This window comes from Micromonospora sp. CA-240977 (assembly GCF_050942285.1).
Lineage (GTDB): Bacteria > Actinomycetota > Actinomycetes > Mycobacteriales > Micromonosporaceae > Micromonospora.
Genome location: NZ_CP192055.1, coordinates 464,137 through 480,454, shown reverse-complemented (window position 1 = coordinate 480,454; position 16,318 = coordinate 464,137). Strand labels below are relative to the sequence as shown.

Here is a 16,318-nt window from a genome sequence, read left to right as displayed (position 1 = left end):
AAACGTTACGGCGCTGTCAGCTCCCGGACAGTCAGCTCACCCTCGGCGTACCGCGAACGGACGACCTTCTTGTCGAACTTGCCCACGCTGGTCTTCGGCACCGTGTCGATGAACGCCCAGCGCTCCGGCACCTGCCAGCGCGCCACCGAGCCGGCCAGGAAGTCCCGCAGCTCCTCGGCGGTCACCGAGGCGCCCTCCCGGACCACCACGGTGGCCAGCGGGCGCTCGTCCCACCGCTCGTCCGGCACACCCACCACGCACGCCTCCAGCACCGCCGGGTGGCCCATCAGCGCATTTTCCAGCTCGACCGAGGAGATCCACTCACCGCCGGACTTGATCACGTCCTTGGCGCGGTCGGTGAGCGTGATGTAGCCGTCCGGGGAGAGGGTGCCCACGTCGCCGGTACGCAACCAGCCGTCCCGGAACTTCTCCTCGTCCGGGGCGTCATCACCGACGTACCGGGCCGTTACCCACGGCCCCCGGACCTCCAGCTCGCCCACGGACTTGCCGTCGGCGGGCAGCGGCTCGCCGGACGGGCCGACGATCCGCGCCTGCACACCCGCCGGAACCCGCCCCTGCGTGTAGCGGTACCGCCAGGCCTGCTCGCCTGTCGCGCCGGCCGGCGGACGCGAGACCGATCCCAGCGGGGACATCTCGGTCATCCCCCAGGCGTGGATGACGTCGATCCCGTGCCGCTCGTCGAACGCGTGCATCAGCGCCGGCGGGCAGGCCGATCCGCCGACGATCACCTCGGTGAGCGAGGACGTGTCCACGTCATGGGTGTCCAGGTAGGCAAGCAGATCGGTCCAGATGGTCGGGACCGCACCGGCCAGGGTGGGCCGCTCGGCGGCGACCATCTCGGCGATCGGCGCGGCCTGGAGGAACCGGTCCGGCATGATCAGCGACGCGCCGGACAGGAAGGCCGCGTACGGCAGACCCCACGACATGGCGTGAAACATCGGCACGATGGCCAATTCCCGGTCGGTCGGCCCGAGACCGAAACCCTCCGGCATGCAGACCTGCAACGAGTGCAGGTAGATCGACCGGTGCGAGTAGGCCACGCCCTTCGGGTTGCCGGTGGTGCCCGAGGTGTAGCAGAGCGCCGCGGCGTCGCGCTCGTCCACCTCGGGCCAGTCGTACACCTCGGGCCGGTCGGCGAGCAGCGCGTCCCAGTGGTGCACGGTGATCCGCTCACCGGCCGCCGCCACCAGCGGCGCCGGGTCGCCGCCACCGACCACCACCACGTGCCGCACCGTGGTCAGCTCACCCATCACCCGGGCCAGCAGCGGGATGAGCGTGCTGTCGACGAGCACCACCCGGTCCTCGGCGTGGTTGGCGATGTAGGCGACCTGGTCGGGAAAGAGCCGGATGTTCAGCGTGTGCAGCACCGCGCCCATGCTCGGCACCGCGAAGTAGGCCACCAGGTGCTCGTTGTTGTTCCACATGAAGGTGGCGACCCGCTCGTCGCCGGTCACCCCGCACTCGTCGCGCAGCGCGTGTGCCAGCCGGGCGGCGGTGCGGCCCACCTCGGCGTACGTCATCCGGCGGGGCTCGGCGCCCGTCCAGGTGACCACCTCGGCAGAGCCGTGCACTCCGGCACCGTGATCGAGGATCCGGGAGACCTGCAGAGGGGCGTCCATCATCGTGCTACGCATGGGTAACAAGCTAGTGTCGGCGGTCACACGTTGGGAACCCCCGTAAATTGGCGCAGGTGAGCATTTCCTGGGCCGACTCGTACGTGGGGCAGTTGCGCGCGCTCGCCGGGGATCGGACGTTGATGTTCGTCGGCGCCCGCGCCGTGGTCAGCGACAACGCCGGACGCATCCTGCTGATCCAACGCTCGGACAACGGCCAGTGGGCCATGCCGGCCGGCGCGATGGAGTTGGGCGAGTCGATCGCCGACTGCGCGGTCCGCGAGGTGCGCGAGGAGACCGGGCTGCGGGCGCTGCGGGTCTGCGCGTTCGCCCTCTACACCGGCCCGGACCGGACCAGCACCAACATGTACGGGCACACCTACCAGGTCTTCACCACGGCGTTCCGGGTGGAGGAGTGGGACGGGCAGCTCGCCCGGGTCACCGACGAGACCACCGACGCGGGCTTCTTCCCCCGCGACCGGTTCCCCGCCCCGCTCTCCACCTCGGTCACCGAAACCCTTGCCGACCTGGACGTCTTCGAGCAGACCAACCGCCTGATCCTCAAGTAGGCAGGGCCCCGGAGTCGACTGACTCCGGGGCCCGCGCCGCACGGATCACTCCGTCGGCACCACACCGATGTCGATAGTCACGACACCACCGTCCACCACCTCGACCACCGCGCTGTCGGCGTAGTGGGCGTTGTACGGCGATTCCGGCACCAGCGTGACGTCCGAGTCGGTGGCCTCGTCCCCCACGTCCGCGGTGGTGGGCAGCCAGCCGTAGGTCAGCCCGGCCCGGACGACGTACCGCCCCGGCGGCAGCGCGCGGTCGTAGTTGCCGTAGATCGACACGCCGGACGTGGGCGCCCCGATCGGGGACCCGCCCTCCGGGATGAACGTCAACATGTTCACCGGCGGGTCGTAGCCGATCAGCGGCTCACCGGCGTCCCGCTGGCCGTCGCGGTCCTCGTCGTACCAGGCGGTGCCACGAACGTTGCCCTGGGGCAGGTAGCTGGTCGTCGCGGAACGGGTGTTGTTGGCCTGGTAGGGGTCCGCATTGGCCGAGGTCACTTCCGCGGTCAGGGTCAGCTGACCGGCGGGCGTACCGGCGCCGACCGTGACGTCGAGCGGAAGGTAGTGGTACTCGCCCCGGTACACGGCGTCCCGGCGGCACTCCCAGTACCAGACGCCGGTCTCGGCGTCCTGCCCCGGCTCACAGGTCCAGTCCGGGTTGCCGGCGCCACCGCCGGTCGTCGGCCGCACCGTGGTGGCGAGCTTCAGGCGGACCCGGACGTCCTCGGCCGGCTGGTCGGACAGGTTCTCCACCACCACACCGACCTGCACGGTGTCGCCCGCGACCACCTGGTCGTCGAGGAGCACCAGGTTGGTGACGGCGATGTCGGTGGGGTCCACCGGGCCGGACCCGGCGTAGCGGTACAACACGTCCGCCTCGTTGGCCGAGTCGATCAGCCACTCCGGGCTGGACGTGGTGACCCGGCCACGCACGCCGAACCGCTCGTCGTCGGCGCCGCCCGCGGCCCGCATCGGGATGGTGATGGCGGTGGTGGCGTCCGGGGCCAGCGGACCGGCGGTGCAGACCAGCGGCGTCGATGCCAGGTCGCAGGTCCAGCCGTCGCCGCCGGACGGCTCGCCGTCGAGCGTGACACCGGCCGGCCGATCGACGACCAGCCGGAAATCCCGCGCGGTCGCCGTACCGGTGTTCCTGACGGTGAACATCGGCTGGAGCGGACCACCCTCGACTGGCACGTCCGTCTCGGGCCACACCCCGGTGTCGGGGCCGGGCAGCAGATCCAGGTCCGCGGTGAGCGCGTAGGTCGTCCGGACCTGGTCGGTGTTGTTGGTCCTGGTCACCTCGCGGGCGCTGGTCGAGGCCGTCGCCCCGATGGTGGCGACCGTCCCGGCCGAGCCGGCCGGCAGGCCGAGGTAGATCTGCAGCGGTTCGGCCGAGCCGCCCGCCGGCACCGGGCCGTGCACGTTGACGCATTCGAACGTGGTGTAGTCGCACTGCCAGGACGGATCGCCGATGATCGAGCTGCCGGCGGGCAGCTTGAAGGAGATCCGCACATCGTCCACGCCGGCGGCGCCGATGCTGTCGACGGCGGCCCGTACGACGACCATCGCGCCGTCCGGTCGGATGAGGGCCGAGGAGCTGACGGTGGTCAGGTCGAGCCGTAGGTCGGCCCGGCCGGCGGCTGCGGCCGCGACGGGCGTCGCTGCGACCGCCGCGGCCGCGGTGAGCAGCGTGAGTCCGGCGCCGAGCAGGCGGCGTCCGAGATTCTGAGGCATGCACGTCCCCCGAGTGGTAGGAGACCGCGCGCGGCCGGCGAGCCGGTCGCGGGCGGCGCCGGCCGGTACGCCCTGTGCGGGCCGGCCGGGGGAACCGCTGTTCGGCGATTCCCCCTGAAGGACGTCAAGAGCGCTGATTCCGATACATGATCAGTCCATGGTGGACGTTGGTCCGTCACTGTCCGGCATCAGGGCCTCGGCCCCGACTCCCGGCGGGGTGTCACTGGGGTAGACGGAGCCCGGCGAAGAACCCCTCCTGGATCCAGTTCGGGTACGCGACGGGCAGCCTGGTGGCCTCGTCCAGCTCGGCGAGATCCTGCTCGGTCAGCGTGAGCTCCGAGGCGGCGATGTTGTCCACCAACTGCTCGTGCTTGCGGGCCCCGACGATCACGCTGGTCACGGCCGGCCGGGACAGCAGCCAGGCGACCGCCGCCCGGGCCGGGCTGACCTCGTGCCGCTCGGCGACGCCCTTGAGCACGTCGACCACGTCGAAGGCGGTGTCGGGGTCGAACGGCGTGAAGCTGGCGTAGCCGGGCTGGGCGCTGCGGGCGCCGCTGTCGGCGACGGCGCCGTCCCGGCTGACCTTGCCGGAGAGGAAACCACCGGCGAGCGGGCTCCACACGGTCAGTCCGATGCCCGCGTCGAGCGCCATCGGCACCACGTCGCGCTCGACGTCCCGACCCAGCAGGGAGTAGTACTCCTGCACGGAGACGAAGCCGGCCAGCTTCTCGCGGGCGGAGATGCCCAGCGCCTTGGACAGCTGCCAGGCGGCGAAGTTGGCCGCGCCGATGTAGCGGACCTTGCCCTGCCGGACCGCGTCGTCGAGCGCGCGCAGCATCTCCTCCATCGGGGTGACCTGGTCGAAGTTGTGGATCTGGTACAGGTCGATGTGGTCGGTGCCGAGGCGGCGCAGGCTGTCCTCCAGGTTCTGCATGATGTGCAGCCGGGAGGTGCCGACGTCGTTCGGGCCGGGGCCGGTCCGCGAGTGCACCTTGGTGGCCAGCACCACGTCGCGACGCCGCTTGCCGAGCGCCTTGCCGAGCAGTTCCTCGCTCTCCCCGTCGCTGTAGCCGTCGGCGGTGTCGACGAAGTTGATCCCCGCGTCCAGCGCGGTGTCCACCATCCGCTGCACGTCGGGCAGCGCCAGCCCGCCGAGGGTGCCCCACAGCGGGTGCCCGCTGCCGCCGAAGGTCATCGCGCCGAGCGAGATCTCCGAGACGTACACCCCGGTGGTGCCCAACAGTCGGTACTTCACGTGTCGCTCCTCGTGCTGCGGGAGGGTCGGAGGCCGAGGTCAGGCGCTCCCTGGTCATAGTGTCGGACAGTGTGTCCGGCAACGAGCGTACGTCGCCGATCCGCCCCCCGGCCACCTAGGATTCCGGCTATGCCCTCGATCACCCGCCGCCGCCCGAGCAACCCCGACGGGCGTGCCGCCGTCGAAGCGCGGGTGCTGGCGGCCACCGAGCGGCTGCTCCAGCAGGGGGTTCGCTTCACCGACCTCGGCGTCCAGCGGATCGCCGCCGAGGCGGGGGTGGCGCGGTCGACCTTCTACACCCACTTCCGGGACAAGAGCGAGTTGCTCATGCGCCTCGCCGGCACGATGCGGGAGAGTTCCTTCGGCCGCACCGGCGAGTGGAACCCCGGCGGACCGGGTGACCCGCTCGCGCTGCTGACCGAGATCTTCGCCGACGTGATCCGGATCTACCGGACATACGCCCCGGTGCTGGCGGCGATCAGCGAGGTCGCCGCGTACGACGAGGTGGTCCGGGAGTACTGGGCGGCCGGGTTGGAACGGTTCGTCACCCGCACGGCGCAGGCGCTGCGCGCCGAGCAGGAGGCCGGCCGTACCCCCGCCAGCATCGACGCGGAGACCGCGAGCCGGTTGATCGTGCTCGGCGGTGACCGCTTCCTCGCCGAGCACGTCAGCTCCACCTCGGCCGACCCCGACACCGACGCGGCGGCCGCCCGGGAGTTGGCAGCGACCTGGTGGTACGGCGTCTACCGCCGCCCCGCCTGACCGCCGCCCCCTCGATCATCTCTGATTCATGGAAGTCGGGGCATCCCCGACGCCCGGACACCCCGACTTCACGGACCCCGAGTCGATCACGCCGTCTGGCGCGTCGTTCCACCCGGCGACGCGCTCAGATCATCGTCTGGGACTTGGCCTCCATGTCGGCGGCTGCCTCGTCCTTGGACTCGCGGGTCAACGGCTTGCCGCCCGGGGCCGGGGCCTCACCGCCGAGCGGGTCGGCGCCGCCGGTGGCACCCTGCGGGCCGGCACCCCGCAGCTGCGTGTTGGGCAGCGTCAGGGTGACCACCACCGCGACGATGGCGATCAGGCCGGCGGTCAGGAAGACCATGTCCAGCGCGTCGACGAAGGCGCCCTGGATGGCCGCGCGTACCGGCCCCGGCAGGGCCAGGATGGTGGCCGGATCGTTGATCGAGATGTTGGTGCCGCCGCTCGCCGCCACCGCCGCCTGTTCCTGCGGCGGAAGCTGCGCGATCGCCCCGGGCAGCCGGTCGCCGAGCCCGCTGGCCAGCCGGGACGAGAGCACAGTGCCGAGGATCGCCACTCCGAACGAACCACCGAGCGACCGGAAGAAGGTCGCCGAGGACGTGCCCGCACCCAGGTCGCGGATCGAGACCGCGTTCTGCACCGCCAGGATCAGCGACTGCATACACAGACCCAGACCGATGCCGATCACCACCATGAACCCGAACGCCGCCCAGAGGGAGGTGCTCACCTCCAGCCGGGTGAACAGGAACATGCCGATCAGCAGGGTCACCGAACCGGCCACCGGGAACCACTTGTACCTGCCGATCCGGGTCATCGCGCGACCGGTCAGGATCGAGGTGACGATGATGCCGGCCATCATCGGCAGCATCAGCAGACCACTGCGGGTCGGCGAGGCGCCCTTGACGATCTGCAGGTACAGCGGGATGAAGATGATCGAACCGAACATCACCAGGCCGATGATGAGCAGTGCCGAGTTGGCCAGGGCGAAGGTGGCGCTCCGGAACAGCCGCAGCGGCAGGATCGGCTCCGCCACCCGGGCCTCCTGGAGGACGAAGAGCACCCCCAGCACCGCGCCGACGACGAAGAGCGTGATGATCACACCCGACCCCCACGCGTACTCGTTGCCACCCCAGCTCAGCGCGAGCAGCAGCGAACTCACCCCGGCGACCAGCAGCCCGGCACCGAGCCAGTCGATCGAATGGTCCCGGCGTTCGAACGGGATCAACCGCATCACGTGGTAGCAGACCACGATGGCCAGGATCGCCAACGGCACGTTGATGTAGAAGATCCACCGCCAGTCGGTCTCCGCGAAGTACCCACCGACAAGCGGCCCGGCCACCGACGAGATCCCGAAGACCGCGCCGAAGAGACCCTGGTAGCGCCCGCGCTCCCGGGGGGACACCACGTCCGAGATGATGGTGAACGCGAGCGTCAGCAGACCACCGGCGCCCAGTCCCTGGATGCCCCGGGTGACGATCAACTGGGTCATGTTCTGCGACAGCCCGGCCAGCAGCGACCCGACCAGGAACGTGCCGATCGAGAAGAGGAAGACCGGACGACGCCCGTACAGGTCGGCCATCTTGCCGTACAGCGGCGTCGACGCCGTCGAGGCGAGCAGGTACGCGGTGACCACCCACGAGTAGTGGTTGATCCCGCCCAATTCCCCGACGATTGTCGGCAGGGCCGTACCGACGATGGTCTGGTCGAGTGCGGCCAACAGCATGCCGGTCATCAGGCCGAACATGAGCAGCCGGATCTGCTGACGATTCAGCACCGGCGCGGCGGAGGCTTCGGTGGTCATGTGGCCTTCTATCCCGGACGCCGCAGTTCATGCGCCCGACCGCGAAAAACCCACCCCACCTGAGGGGTGGGGTGGGTTGGGTGGGTGAGGTCAGCCGGCGAAGGTCTGGGTGATCTTCTCGCAGAAGGCGGGGAGGTCGTCGGGTTTGCGGCTGCTTGTCAGGTTGCCGTCGGTGACGCACTCCTCGTCGACCCAGGTGGCCCCGGCGTTTGTCAGGTCGGTACGCAGGCTGGGCCACGACGTGATCCGTCGGCCGCGCACCACGTCCGCCTCGACAAGGGTCCACGGACCGTGACAGATCACCCCGACCGGCTTGCCCGCGTCGAAGAACGCCTTCACGAACTGCACCGCGTCCGGGTCGCTCCGCAGGAAGTCCGGGTTCGCGACGCCGCCGGGGAGCACGAGCGCGTCGTAGCGGTCAGCGTCCGCCTTGTCCGCTGTCACATCCACGTCGTACGTCTTCGACTGGTCCAGGTGGTTGAAGGACTGGATGGACCCGGGCTTGAGCGAGACCAACTCGACTGTCGCGCCGGCGTTCTCGACCGCCTCCCGCGGCTGGACGTACTCGACCTCCTCGACACCGTCGGCGGCCAGGAAGGCGATCCGCTTGCCCTGTAGTTGCGCTGCCATCTCGGTACATCTCCTTTCCGGGGTTCTTCCCACTCCTTCCCGCCTCCGAGGGCCCGAAACGACCCAGCCGGGCAGGAACGGCACGCTGGCGACAAAGCCGCAGGCCAGGCGCGGGTCAGGTTTGGCCCGGGGGGCGCTGGGGACCCCGGGAGGCATGGCAGGAGCAGCAGCGGAACAGCGCCGGCTCGCCACCGTCGTGGAGAGCTGGCTCGAACGCCCAGTCCTGATCGTCGGTGACGCCATGTTGGACGAGTGGCGGTTCGCCGACTCCGACCGGCTCTGCCGGGAGGCGCCCGCACCGGTCCTCACCCTGCGCCGACGGATCTCGGCCGCCGGTGGGGCCGCGAACACCGCGGTCAACGTCGCCGCCCTGGGCGGCCGGGCGGTGCTTGTGGCACCGGTCGGCGCCGACGTGGCCGGCGACGAGTTGCACGACTGCCTGGACCGCGCGGGCGTCTGGGACCGCACCGTCAACCAGCCCGGACGGCCCACCCCGGTGAAGCGGCGGATGCTCGCCGGCAACCAGATCCTGCTCCGCGAGGACTCCGGCGACCCGGACGACGCGCTCGACCCGGAGGGCGTGACCCGGCTGCTCACCGCCCTGAGCTGCGCCACCGAGGAGCTGCGCGCCGCCGCCGGTGGGGAGGCGCCGACACTGGTGGTCTGCGACTACGGCCTGGGGGCGCTGCCCGCGCCGGTCCGCGCGTGGCTGGTCGAACAACGCGAGCGGTACGCCACAGTCGCGTTGGACGCCCACGACCTGGCCGACTGGCGGGGCCTCGCGCCGACGGTGGTCACGCCCAGCTTCGCCGAGGCGACCCGGCTGCTGGCCCGAGCCGGCGGCCCGACCCGACCGACCGCCGGCAACGAACTGCACCTGGAGCACCCGCACGGTGACCCGGCCGACGGCCCGTCCGAGCTGACAGTGGGCGCGGCCCCGGGCGGCGTACGCGCCGACGACGCCACAGTCGACCGCCCGGGACCGGTCGGTGAGCCCGTTCCGGGCGAGGACCGGGTGGCCCTCACCGGCGACGGGCTCAGCGTCACCGGCACCGGCGTCACGGTGAACACCCGGGCCGGGGAGGGCGTGGACCGGGCCGTCCTGGCGGAGTCCCGCCTCGCGGAGCTGCGCGCGCACACCGGCGCCGACGTGGTCGCGGTGACCCTGGACACCGAAGGGGCGGTGGTGGGTGGCGCCGACGGGGAGCCGCGGCGCAGTCACAGCACCCCGGTCCCGGCGAGCCACGCCGTGGGCGCCGGCGACGCGTACCTGGCGGCGATGACGTTGGCCCTGGCCGCCGACGCCCCGCTGCCCACCGCCGCCCAACTCGCCCAGTTGGCGGCCACCATCACCGTCTCCGACACCGGCACCTGCGTGTGCCGGCGGGAGGATCTGCTCACCGCGCTCGACCAGCCGACCGAGACCATTACCCATCCCGCGCTGGTCGGCGGCGACGAGCTGGACGCGATCGTCGCCGAGTACCGCGAGGCGGGACGGTCGGTGGTCTTCACCAACGGCTGCTTCGACGTGCTGCACCGGGGGCACGTGCGCTACCTGGAGCAGGCCCGCGCCCTGGGTGACCTGCTGATCGTGGCGGTCAACTCGGACGGCAGCGTACGCCGGCTGAAGGGCCCGGACCGGCCGGTCAACCCGGTCGAGGACCGGGGCGCCCTGCTCGCCGCGCTCGCCTGTGTGGACCACGTGGTGGTCTTCGAGGAGGACTCACCCGCCGCGCTGATCGAGGCGGTGCGGCCGGACATCTACGTCAAGGGCGGGGACTACCCGCCGGAGCTGGTGCCGGAGGCGCCGCTGGTGCGCCGGCTGGGTGGCCAGGTGCACACCCTGGGGTACGTGCCGGACCGGTCCACCTCGGCGATCATCGAGCGGATCCGGTCACACAGCCAGGACCCGTCACCAGCCACGAACGAGCGGGAACCCGACCCGTCGCTCAGCTCCCGCACCCGGGCGTCGTGAACCGCCCCCTCGACCTCGGCACCCCGGCGGAGTTCCGCGCCGACCGGCTTGTCGACGTGTTGATTCCGACGAGGAACCGGCCCGCCGAGCTGGCGGTCACCCTGGGCGGACTCGCCGCTCAGGACGGGGTGCCCGGGTTCGGGGTGGTGGTCAGCGACCAGTCGGACGGGGATCCGGCGTACGCGCACCCCGCCGCGGCGACAATGGTCCGGGCGCTGCGTCACCGGGGTCACCCGGTGCTGCTGACCCGCCGGTTGCCCCGCCGAGGGTTGGCCGAACACCGGGCGTACCTGCTGGCCGCCTCGTCCGCCCGGTACGTCCTCAACCTCGACGACGACGTCTGGCTGGAGCCGGGGACGCTGCACCGGCTGGTGACGGCGATCGGCGAGCTGGGCTGCGGCTTCGTCGGCAACGGCGTACACGGGCTCTCGTACGTCGACGACATGCGGCCGGATTCGCACGGACTGTACGAGGAGTGGATCGGCACCCCGACGCCGGAGCGGATCCGCCCGCAGACCCCGGAGTGGCACCGCGCCCGGATCCACTCGGCGGCCAACCTGCTGCACATCACCGAGCAGTTGGCGCTGCCGGCGGGCGCGTGGCGGGCGTACAAGGTGTCCTGGATCGGCGGGTGCGTGCTCTACGACCGGGCCAAGCTCGTCGACGCCGGCGGCTTCGACTTCTGGCGTCGGGTGCAGGAGAAGCACCAGGGGGAGGACGTGGCCGCGCAGCTCGCGGTGCTGGCCCGCGACGGCGGTGCGGGCGTCCTGCCCAGCGGCGCGTACCACCTGGAGTCGCCCACCACCGTCACCGACCGGGACGTGGAGGCGTGGGAGGTCGTCCTGGCCGACGAGGACACCCCCCAGCCGGCCTGACGCCGCTCACCGCGGGGTGAGCAGCTCCCGGGCCGCTTCCCGCACCTCGGCGACCGGTACGTCGGTGACGAACGAATCCTGGTGTGGACACTCCCCGTCGCCCGGCCGGTGCGGGTAGATGCCCGGTGTGCAGTCCACTCCGCACACCGGACAGTGCACGGTCCACGAGCAGATCGGCCGGTGCCGGACCCGCAACGGGTTGGCCGTGTTGATCAGGTTGCCGACCCAGAAGATGCCCACCGTCGGAGCACCCACGGCCGCGGCGAGATGCAGCGGACCGGTGTCGTTGGAGATCACCAACGCGCAGTCGGCGTAACAGGCCGCCAGCCCGCCGAGGCTGAGTGTGCCCACCTGCGGTCGGACCGGCGCCCCCGCCGCCGCGACCACCCGGTCCACCAGCTCCTGCTCGGCGGGCGTGCCGGTGACCAGCACCTCGTACCCGTCGTCGTGCAGCTCACGGGCCACCTCGGCGAACCGTTCGGCGGGCCAGCGGCGGCGGGTGTCGCTGGCTCCCGGGTGCAGCGCCACCCGCTGCCGATCCGCCGGGCCGAGCACCTGGGCGGCCTCGGCCCGATCGGCGTCGGTCACCGCCAGCGTCGGCGTGATGGTGGTCGCCGGCGCTCCCACCAGCCCCACCACCTCCAGGTAGCGGATCACCTCGTGCTGGTAGTAGACGTAGCGGAGCCACCGGTCCAGCGGCGGCGCGTCGTCGGCGCGCAGGCCGACTGTCACCCGGGCACCGAGGCGACTGATCAGCGGGTTGGAGTTGGCGCCGCCGCCGTGGATCTGCACCGCGAGGTCGACCCCGGTCGCGGCGGCCAGGAAGTCGTCGATCGACGACTCCGGCTCCCCCGGTTCGGGAGCACGGATGCCGGGCGCGGGCGGCACCACAAGCACCCGGTCCACCGGGCCGGGCCGGTCGCGCCAGAGCTTCGCGTGCCACGGCGCTCCGAGCAGCACGATCTCCGCCGCGGGGTACGCGGCCCGCAACGCGTCCAACGCCGGCAGGACGAAGATGAAGTCGCCAAGGGCGTTGGCGCGCAGCACGGCGATGCGCCGCACGTCGTCGACCCGCCCGCCGGTCGGGCCGAGCACGGACGGAGTGGTCACGCCCCGCTACGTCCGGTCGACCTCGCCGGCGGTGTCCGGGCGGTGCATCTCCCGGTCCGCGGCGGGGTCGGCGGGCATCGGCGTACCGGTGAGGAGGTCGCCGGAGCGCGGCCCGGTGCGGCCGACGGTGATGGTGCGCGGCGCGGGCCGGGTCGCCCGGGGCAACCGGACCCGGAGCAGGCCATGATCCATGACCGCGTCGATGGCGTCCGGGTCGACCCGCGACGGCAGGTTGACGCGGTATTCGAAGCCCCGCGTCTCGAAGCCGCCCGGGATGCCCTGGTCGGCGTTGACCTCCGCCTCGGAGCGGGCCCGTACGCACAGTTCGAGGTCGTCAAGCTCGACCGCCACCTCCTCCGGTGCCACCCCGGGCAGTCGGACGACGACCTCCCAGCCGTCGGCGGTCTCGGTCAGCTCGACGTCGGACGCACCGGCCCGGCCACCGACCAGGCGGCTCAGCTCGGCGCGCAGCGACTGCAACTCCCCCATCGGGTCCCAGCCCTGCTGCCGGCCGCCGCGCCAGCCCCTACCGAATCCGCCGGACTGCTGCTCGCTCATCACACCTCTCCGATCCGCTGCGTGGCCGTGGACGGCCGTAGTGAGCTGGGCGCGTCCAGGCCGGCGTCCCGGTCGACGCCCACACCGAGCCGGTCGACAAGCTCGCCGCCCAGCCAGGCGCTGATGCCGAGGATCCCCACGGCGACCACCTCGATGGCGACCAGGGCACCGCCCGCGGCCCGGGAGTCGGCGTTGAGCCGGACGGCCCACACGGCGGCGAAGAGCAGGACCACCGCGATGTTGGCGGCGGCGTGCAGCAGACCCACCCGCTTGGCCCGGGTGCCGGTCGGGATGGCCAGCAGGTCGAACGAGCCGGCCGCCGCCGCGAGGAGACCGCCGATCAGGCCGACGGTGATGTTCCAGTACGCCACCTCGCCGAGGAGGTCGGGGCCACCGACGGTATCGATCACGTCGAACAGCACCGCCGTGGCCAGCAGCGCTACCGGGAACATGACGAGCATCGGATGGACTGGGTGACCCAGCACCTTGAGTCGGCTCTCCATCTCCCGGCCTCCACTGTTCGGCGTCCTGCGGAACGGTTCTCGTGCGGCGGGCGTGTCGGATGAGGCCCTACCCCCGGCAACCGGGCACAAACCTCACCCTGGTCACGACGGCCTAGGCTGACAAACGGCGGTGCCCGCCAACGGGTCAACGCCTGAGGGAGGATCACGTGACGGTGGAGATCACTTCGCACGAGGAGCTTCGCGACCTGCTCGGGGTGCCGACCGCCCGGGCCGCCAACAAGGAACGCCGCCGCCTGCACGAGCGGGACCGCGAGTGGCTCGGCGCGTCGCCGTTCTGTCTGCTGGCCACGGCCGGCGCGGACGGTAGCTGCGACGTCTCACCAAAGGGTGACCCGGCCGGCTTCGCCCTCGTGCTGGACGACACGACCATCGCGCTGCCCGAGCGGCCGGGCAACAAGCGGGCCGACGGTTACCGCAACATCCTGGACAATCCGCACGTCGGGTTGCTCTTCCTGATCCCGGGCCGCACCGACACGCTGCGGATCAACGGGCGGGCCCGCCTGGTGAGCGACGCTCCCTGGTTTGACGACATGACGGTCAAGGGGCACCGACCGGTGCTCGCCGTGGTGGTGGAGATCGAGCAGATCTTCTACCACTGCGCGAAGGCGTTCCTCCGCTCCGCGCTGTGGCAGCCGGAGACCTGGCAGCCCGACCTGCTGCCGTCGCGCGCCCGCCTGATCAAGGAGGTCGAGGCGGTGCCGGAGAGCCTCGACGACCTGGAGCGGTACTACGGCCCGGAGTACGCCAAGAAGATCTACGTCTGATCGCGGACCACGAACCGAAGCGGTCGTCGTGCAGGTGCGCGAAGCACAGGGGACGACGGTCCCCTGTGCTCGTCCTGCGGTGGGGTCAGGAGCGGATGCCCATCAGGTCGGGAGCGTCGTCGTCGCCACCGGGCCGCATGTCGGTGCCGCGATCCTGGTAGCCGCGCCAGTACGCCTGGTGCGGCGCACGGGCCACCGATACGACAACGACCTTGATGCTCCCGGCCAACTGCCGGCTGTTGACGATGACGGCGGCGACCGAAACGGCGGCGGCGATGGCGCCAACGGCGAAGGCTCGGCCGGACACCGCGCCGTCCCAGTCGATCGCGGCGACCAGCACGGTGGCCAGCCAGCAGAGTCCGGCGACGGCGAGGACGACATTCGCGGCCTTTGACTGAGTGCGAGTATCCACGAGGGGCTCCGATCTGCGCTGGGGCGGCGGTACGAGGGGATCTGAGGTCGGGTCACCTCCAGCCGGGCGCACACCGGGCGACTGGCAGCGGTCACGCCACCCGTCCAGCGGCGGGTGAGCCACGTCAGGCCGGGCGGAGGCCCAGGTCCGGTCCTGCCAGCTACGGGGCATCGGAGCGGGGCAGCAGTCGACAGAGACGCTGCGCGGGGGACGGAACGAACGCAGCGACCAGGACGCTCGGCGGGTGGGTGGCGGGGTCACCGTGCCGCCCACTCCCGGCACCCGGGTAACGGAACAACGGCGCACCGCGCGGGCTGGGGCCACACCGGAGAGGGCGATGCCCTGTTCGAGCCACACGCAGCCTCCCCCCGGTAGGCGTCGTCCCGATCCACGTGCGGTGCCGGGCTGCCGCGCTGACCTGCCGGGATGGGCCGGAGGAAAGATCGGCAGATGGACATGATCTCGCACCCGTCGAGCTGAGGCGAGCCCACTGCGAACACACGCTTTCCCCGGCGGGCTGGTTGCGCTCACCCGCGAACGACGAAGCCGGCCCCACCCAGGATGGGCAGAGCCGGCAGAGGTTTGTCGCTGCCCGGTGGCACGCGTCGGGTCACCACGGGGACCGGATCCACCCGTCAGTTGAGGTTCATCCTGGCGCAGGGAATCCACTGACCGACCGGGTAGCCCGGCCGCCGGCCCACCAACCCGCACGGCAGCGGGGCCTGCGGGGTGCCCAGTCGGGGGGCGATGGTGTTGTAGGCCAGCCGACCCATCACCGTGTAGCCGCCCGGCGTGGGATGCACGCCGCACTGGTCCAGGTAGCCCTCCGGAATGGACTGGTAGTCGATCCAGGTCGGCACACGGTCGCCGTACTCGTCGATCACCAGGATGCTGCGATAGATCGCGTCATTGACCTTGGCTTCGCTCGCCGGCAGCCAGGCCGGGCTCGGACCCGGTGGGGTCGTGCAGCCATCGGTGCCGTGCCCGGAGCTGTACTGCACCCAGGACGGATACATGATGACGTCCGGGTCCAGATCCAGCGCCGTGTCGAAGAGCGCCCGGTAGGTGCTCTCGAAGGCGGCGATCTGCGCCGAGGTGGCGTTCGACAGGTTGTTGTTGGTCCCGCAGTTCAGCAGGATCAGGTCGGGTCGGTGCGTGGTGACCAGGTCCGCCATCCGCGACGACCAGTAGTTGCAGGTCACCCCTCCGGCCGCTGCGACGACAAACTCGTGCGGTACGCAGAACTGGTCGAGCAGCCACCCCAACTCCGCGCGGTAGCCGGCGGTCACCGACTCGGTCATCGTCGCGCCCCCGGTGATCGAATCGCCAACGGTCAGAATCTTCACTGTGGGTCGCGTCGGCGCGGGGCAGGCAGCGGCCGCGGTCTGGGCGGCGACGGGTGTCCCCGAAGGGACGGACAGGCCGACCGCCACGAGGACGAAGGCGATGGCACCCACCAGCACGGGACGTCGTTTCATCGGCTCTCCCCCGCCGCCGACACGGCGGCCTGCTCGCCACGGACCAACCCTGGCACTGTTATTGCCATTCATGGCACTGACGGTACCGCCTCCGCCACTCAGTGCCAAGCATGGCAACGGGATGTACTTTCAGCCCATGGTGTTCGCCCCCTGGCGAGGGCGCTGCTCTCCGTAGTGGCAGCAGGGCGGGGCACACCATCGACTGCTAGCCGGAGCCGAACCCGGCACTACAGT

The 16,318-nt window shown here is 71.4% G+C and carries 15 protein-coding genes; 5 read left to right on the top strand and 10 right to left on the bottom strand.

What is annotated here, in order from left to right; genetic code table 11:
• Nucleotides 1–5: 5 nt before the first annotated feature.
• Nucleotides 6–1,640 (bottom strand): fatty acid--CoA ligase, encoded by a 1,635-nt coding sequence (locus ACQPWW_RS02335; RefSeq protein ID WP_433134093.1) that lies wholly within the window; start codon nucleotides 1,638–1,640, stop codon nucleotides 6–8.
• Between the two features lie 71 nt (nucleotides 1,641–1,711).
• Between ACQPWW_RS02335 and ACQPWW_RS02330 the strand changes: the two genes are divergently transcribed.
• On the top strand, nucleotides 1,712–2,203 hold the full coding sequence (locus ACQPWW_RS02330) for an NUDIX domain-containing protein (RefSeq protein ID WP_357812105.1): 492 nt from the start codon (nucleotides 1,712–1,714) through the stop codon (nucleotides 2,201–2,203).
• A gap of 45 nt (nucleotides 2,204–2,248) precedes the next feature.
• Here the strand turns inward: ACQPWW_RS02330 and ACQPWW_RS02325 are convergent, their stop codons facing one another.
• Together ACQPWW_RS02325 and ACQPWW_RS02320 are read right to left on the bottom strand one after the other, a co-directional pair.
• Complete coding sequence (locus tag ACQPWW_RS02325; protein WP_433128641.1) at nucleotides 2,249–3,940, bottom strand: hypothetical protein; 1,692 nt, start codon at nucleotides 3,938–3,940, stop codon at nucleotides 2,249–2,251.
• 220 nt (nucleotides 3,941–4,160) lie between these two features.
• Nucleotides 4,161–5,195, bottom strand: coding sequence for an aldo/keto reductase (locus tag ACQPWW_RS02320; protein ID WP_433128639.1), 1,035 nt, complete (start codon nucleotides 5,193–5,195; stop codon nucleotides 4,161–4,163).
• A 129-nt stretch (nucleotides 5,196–5,324) separates the two neighbouring features.
• On the opposite strand from ACQPWW_RS02320, the gene ACQPWW_RS02315 reads away from it, so the two are divergent.
• Entirely contained in the window at nucleotides 5,325–5,957 is a 633-nt protein-coding gene (locus ACQPWW_RS02315; RefSeq protein WP_433128637.1) for a TetR/AcrR family transcriptional regulator, read from the top strand.
• Between the two features lie 124 nt (nucleotides 5,958–6,081).
• On the opposite strand, the gene ACQPWW_RS02310 is transcribed toward ACQPWW_RS02315, so the two are convergent.
• Together ACQPWW_RS02310 and ACQPWW_RS02305 are read right to left on the bottom strand one after the other, a co-directional pair.
• Nucleotides 6,082–7,758 carry an MDR family MFS transporter gene (locus ACQPWW_RS02310; RefSeq protein ID WP_433128635.1) on the bottom strand — a complete coding sequence of 559 codons (1,677 nt, stop codon included), beginning with the start codon at nucleotides 7,756–7,758 and terminating at the stop codon, nucleotides 6,082–6,084.
• A 90-nt stretch (nucleotides 7,759–7,848) separates the two neighbouring features.
• A complete protein-coding gene (locus ACQPWW_RS02305) occupies nucleotides 7,849–8,388 on the bottom strand; it encodes a type 1 glutamine amidotransferase domain-containing protein (protein WP_433128632.1) in 540 nt (179 codons plus the stop codon).
• A 154-nt stretch (nucleotides 8,389–8,542) separates the two neighbouring features.
• On the opposite strand from ACQPWW_RS02305, the gene rfaE2 reads away from it, so the two are divergent.
• Nucleotides 8,543–10,363 carry a D-glycero-beta-D-manno-heptose 1-phosphate adenylyltransferase gene (gene rfaE2 / locus ACQPWW_RS02300; RefSeq protein WP_433128630.1) on the top strand — a complete coding sequence of 607 codons (1,821 nt, stop codon included), beginning with the start codon at nucleotides 8,543–8,545 and terminating at the stop codon, nucleotides 10,361–10,363.
• On the top strand, nucleotides 10,360–11,238 hold the full coding sequence (locus ACQPWW_RS02295; RefSeq protein WP_433128628.1) for a glycosyltransferase family 2 protein: 879 nt from the start codon (nucleotides 10,360–10,362) through the stop codon (nucleotides 11,236–11,238). Before rfaE2 ends, ACQPWW_RS02295 begins: the two co-directional genes overlap by 4 nt.
• Before the next feature lie 6 nt (nucleotides 11,239–11,244).
• Here ACQPWW_RS02295 and ACQPWW_RS02290 read toward each other — a convergent pair whose 3' ends face one another.
• From ACQPWW_RS02290 to ACQPWW_RS02280, 3 genes are read right to left on the bottom strand one after another with little or no spacing between them, the layout of a single operon-like run.
• Nucleotides 11,245–12,348 carry a glycosyltransferase family 9 protein gene (locus tag ACQPWW_RS02290; protein WP_433128626.1) on the bottom strand — a complete coding sequence of 368 codons (1,104 nt, stop codon included), beginning with the start codon at nucleotides 12,346–12,348 and terminating at the stop codon, nucleotides 11,245–11,247.
• Nucleotides 12,349–12,354: 6 nt separating this feature from the next.
• Nucleotides 12,355–12,906, bottom strand: coding sequence for an Hsp20/alpha crystallin family protein (locus ACQPWW_RS02285; protein WP_433128624.1), 552 nt, complete (start codon nucleotides 12,904–12,906; stop codon nucleotides 12,355–12,357).
• Nucleotides 12,906–13,409 carry a DUF2231 domain-containing protein gene (locus ACQPWW_RS02280; RefSeq protein WP_433128622.1) on the bottom strand — a complete coding sequence of 168 codons (504 nt, stop codon included), beginning with the start codon at nucleotides 13,407–13,409 and terminating at the stop codon, nucleotides 12,906–12,908. The genes ACQPWW_RS02285 and ACQPWW_RS02280 overlap by 1 nt, the downstream gene beginning before the upstream one ends.
• 167 nt (nucleotides 13,410–13,576) lie before the next feature.
• Here ACQPWW_RS02280 and ACQPWW_RS02275 point away from each other — a divergent pair, with 167 nt between their 5' ends.
• On the top strand, nucleotides 13,577–14,194 hold the full coding sequence (locus ACQPWW_RS02275; RefSeq protein WP_433128620.1) for a pyridoxamine 5'-phosphate oxidase family protein: 618 nt from the start codon (nucleotides 13,577–13,579) through the stop codon (nucleotides 14,192–14,194).
• 85 nt (nucleotides 14,195–14,279) lie between these two features.
• Here the strand turns inward: ACQPWW_RS02275 and ACQPWW_RS02270 are convergent, their stop codons facing one another.
• Both ACQPWW_RS02270 and ACQPWW_RS02265 read right to left on the bottom strand, forming a co-directional pair.
• Nucleotides 14,280–14,606, bottom strand: a complete 327-nt coding sequence (locus ACQPWW_RS02270) for a hypothetical protein (RefSeq protein WP_433128618.1) — start codon at nucleotides 14,604–14,606, stop codon at nucleotides 14,280–14,282.
• A gap of 635 nt (nucleotides 14,607–15,241) precedes the next feature.
• Entirely contained in the window at nucleotides 15,242–16,084 is an 843-nt protein-coding gene (locus ACQPWW_RS02265) for an SGNH/GDSL hydrolase family protein (RefSeq protein WP_433128616.1), read from the bottom strand.
• Between the last annotated feature and the right edge of the window lie 234 nt (nucleotides 16,085–16,318).